Origin of the sequence: Candidatus Dactylopiibacterium carminicum (assembly GCF_014736495.1) — a bacterium.
In the GTDB taxonomy this organism is placed as follows: domain Bacteria; phylum Pseudomonadota; class Gammaproteobacteria; order Burkholderiales; family Rhodocyclaceae; genus Uliginosibacterium; species Uliginosibacterium carminicum.
The window spans coordinates 1-3,279 of the sequence record NZ_MDUX01000111.1; the positions used below are offsets into that span (position 1 = coordinate 1).

4 protein-coding genes and 1 pseudogene are annotated in these 3,279 nt (G+C 59.3%); all 5 read right to left on the minus strand.

What is annotated here, in order from left to right; genetic code table 11:
- Positions 1 to 420 (minus strand): phage virion morphogenesis family protein (locus BGI27_RS17545; protein ID WP_095526061.1); only part of this gene is annotated, 420 nt, incomplete at its 3' end.
- Between the two features lie 84 nt (positions 421 to 504).
- A complete protein-coding gene (locus BGI27_RS17550; RefSeq protein WP_223871895.1) occupies positions 505 to 1,812 on the minus strand; it encodes a PBECR2 nuclease fold domain-containing protein in 1,308 nt (435 codons plus the stop codon).
- Positions 1,784 to 1,990, minus strand: a complete 207-nt coding sequence (locus BGI27_RS17555; RefSeq protein ID WP_095526063.1) for a hypothetical protein — start codon at positions 1,988 to 1,990, stop codon at positions 1,784 to 1,786. The genes BGI27_RS17550 and BGI27_RS17555 overlap by 29 nt, the downstream gene beginning before the upstream one ends.
- Positions 1,987 to 2,850, minus strand: a complete 864-nt coding sequence (locus BGI27_RS17560) for a phage portal protein family protein (RefSeq protein WP_223871896.1) — start codon at positions 2,848 to 2,850, stop codon at positions 1,987 to 1,989. The genes BGI27_RS17555 and BGI27_RS17560 overlap by 4 nt, the downstream gene beginning before the upstream one ends.
- Positions 2,810 to 3,279: pseudogene (locus BGI27_RS17565) on the minus strand (phage terminase large subunit); the annotation flags it as partial. The pseudogene BGI27_RS17565 and the gene BGI27_RS17560, both read right to left, overlap by 41 nt.

Genomic DNA, 3,279 nt, shown 5'->3' on the forward strand with positions numbered 1-3,279 from the left:
CAGGCCAGGGTGATTTACTCGCTTGTAGAAGGCGCCGCCAATATTGAGCGCCTTGGCTTTCTTCGGTGTGATCACATGGGCGCGAGATCCGTCCTGGTGGAACTTAGCCTTGAAGCCATCGCCGTCATCGAAGCCAAGCCGCAGATCATCACCGATCACTTGGTAGTGGAAGCTGGCCAGCATCCGGCCAGTCTTGTTCAGCGGCCCACCTTTGCGCTTGCCCTCTGCCAGTGTCGAGGCCGCCAACTCCTTCCATGGCTGACCATCAGGGTCGAGCCCTTGCCTGTGGCGTTCCTCATTCACGAACTGCAGTGATTCGCCGAAACTGCCGAGCATCTCTTGCGGCGTAGCGATCTCCTGACGGATGGCTTCCAGGGCGCGGGTCAGATGGTCAGCTTGAAACTCGATGGTGAATTGCATATCCTGTAACCGTGGTGACGAGGCTGTGGCTCTGCAAAGCCCTCAAATCCGATCCACCGACGCGGCCTTGCAGGGGCCGCGTTTTCATTTCTTGAATACCAAACGCCCCATGCGTTGCTTGTCGAAATAAGCCGCGCGATCCTCTGGGCTCTTCTGGGTGCCCATGAAAGTGGTGGCACCTGTCCAACCAGTCGAGCCCCACTCAAACACGGCATAGCCGTATTCGTCAGTACCCTCGATCTGAAACGCCTTCAGATAACGACGCTTCAAACGCCAGTCCCCCTTTTCCTGGTGGTCTGGCACCCAAGCCCACCAGATCTCGTCCGGCTCAATCAGTGTCATGGCCAGCAGATTGATCGACTCCAGCCGCCTTACTTTGCCAGGTGCTGCCAACCACTTGAAATCGCCAGCGCCATCCTGGAACAGCGCCTTCGTGATCGCCAGAGTGCTGCCGGTCGCATCCGTGAATGCCGCGCCCTGATCCATCGTCGCGCCAAAAACGTCGAGGAAGTCCGTGACGGCCACTTCCGGCGGCGTGCCGGCGGGTAGCAATGCTGCACGTGGCACTACGGTTGGCGCCGGCAGCGCTGGTGGTGTAAAGCTCGTCGGCCACGGTGTTTTGCGCTCTTTCAGTACCGCGTCGTAACCTTGCAATGGCGGCAACGTATTCGGTTCCAGCCATGCCTTTCCAGGGCTATAGGCAAAGCCTGGATCAACTCCCTTGGGAACACGTACCGTGCGGGGATTGCTGCCATTCTTGCCGACTACACGCTCTTCCCACTCAATCGCAGGTGCTTCATCCGGGCCGGATCGACCTTTTTTCTTCCACTCGCGTTCTGCCTCCACGCGAGAAAGCGAGTACTTCTTGCATTTGCAGCGCCAGCCATTCTGAGGGGAGTGCGTATCCCACCAGGGATCGTCCAGTGGCAGGATCAGACCATTCCAGGCCAGATGGTGCAGACGGGGATGCTCGGTGCTGGTGTGGCGATAGAGGCCGTAAGGGCGCAGATGTTTTACCGCCTGCATCTGCTTTTCGCGTCCGGCGTGGTAGGCCTGAGTTACATTGGTGTCATAGATGATCTTGCTGCGCCAGCCGGGTGTGCCGTTGTGCGCCCAGCCATACTTTCCGACGATCTGCGGAAAAGCCTTCTGGAATTCAGCGAAGCCGCCTGCTTCCTTGGCTTGGCGGATGGCGTTGTACAGATCCTCCACCAAGGCATCCTTTGCCGCACCGGCCACCACGAACGCCTGGCTGTGCTGCTCCTGCCAGATATCAGTCCAGCCGGAAGAAGGCAGGCGGATCTTCTGCCGGTAGAAGTCGATGGCCTCAGAGAATGTCAGGCTGTCAGGAGATGTAGCCACGTTATTCCCCGGTAAGTTGCGCCTTTTCAAGCGCTGTCTTCACGTCTTGCGGCCACTCTTCAACCCGAACAGTGAGGCCCCCATCCAGATGAATTTCCGTGCCGTACCGGCCATTGAAGTCGATCTGTGAAAAGGACAGAACGCGTTCAGCAACAATCGTGACAGCAGAAGCCTGAACACCATATCCACGAAACGTCAGCAGGGTCATTTCCCATCCCCCACATCCGCACGCCCTGCCAGATGCGCAGCGGCCATTCCCAGCGCTACGGCCTCTGCCCACTTCGCACCATCCGCCTGCAAAGCCTCGATGCCGGCCAATGCATCATCAAAGCTGCCAGCCTCAGCTACTACAGCAGCAATCTGCTGGGCCAACGCCTGCTCGTGCGGTGCGCACAGCGCAGCGAGCTGCGTAGCATAGGCCCCGGTGACATCCGACTCCGTTCCGGCCCTGGCCAGCGCTGCCAGACGCGAGAGTGCCGCACCGGCATCATCTGTTTGCGCAGCATTGGCATTTCCCGGCGTGAGCAGCTTGGCGCCTTTCTTCGCACGCGGGATCTGGGCGATCTTGTGCGCATAGTCGACATCGATCTCCATGCCCATGGATGCCCCCTTATCCAGCACCTCCACCATCTTGGCTTGGTCCGGGGTTTCCTCCGTCAGGTAGGTGTATTGCGGGATACGATCAGTTGGGAACATGCCATTGATCAGTGCCAGAGGGCGCACCAGTTGGCCCTGCATCGTTGGCTTGATCTGCGCCACGTCGTGCAGCAGGATCTTGCGCAACTCACGCTCGTGCACTTCACCCAGGGCGTTTGTGCTCGTTTTGCCGTCCGCCTGGCTTGTCAGCGTGCCACCCAAGATCGCTATCGACTGCTTGCGCTCCCAGTAGGCAATCGCGCTCAGAAAGTCATCGACGGTACCGGCCTTGGTGGCCTGGATGAAATCGATAGTCATGGTGCTGGGCACCACGCCAGCGCCATCGTTGCCGATATTCCGCACCGCCCTCAACAACTGGTCGCGCTGCTTGTCACCGATACCGGCAGGATATTTGCCGAGCCGCAAGGGCAACCGACCACGCCAGGCATTGGTATTCCCGCTGCAAATCCACCGCGCGGGCGATGATCAAATCAGGCACACGCCGGGCGATATCAGCCTCCACCACATCCAGCGTCATCTTTTCGCGGTGCAGGCCACCCACCAGAATCGCCGAGGGGTCATTGCGCTTCTTCTTCTTACCCATCGAAGGGTCGAGCGCACCGAAGAACAGCCAGTCATTACGCCGATCCACCCAGAACTGGATGTTCTTGAACGGGGCCGTATCGTCGTTCCCAGCTTCGTTCTGCTGTTCCTGATTGAACGCATCGTGATCGGTCGCCCGCATGCACATCAGGCGGTATAGCGGACGTACCTGCGACCATGACACCACTGCACCGGCATCCATTAGCGCCTTGTTGGCCTGGTAAAAGGCCAGCGCTTCCGCTTCGGCGGCTTCCTGCG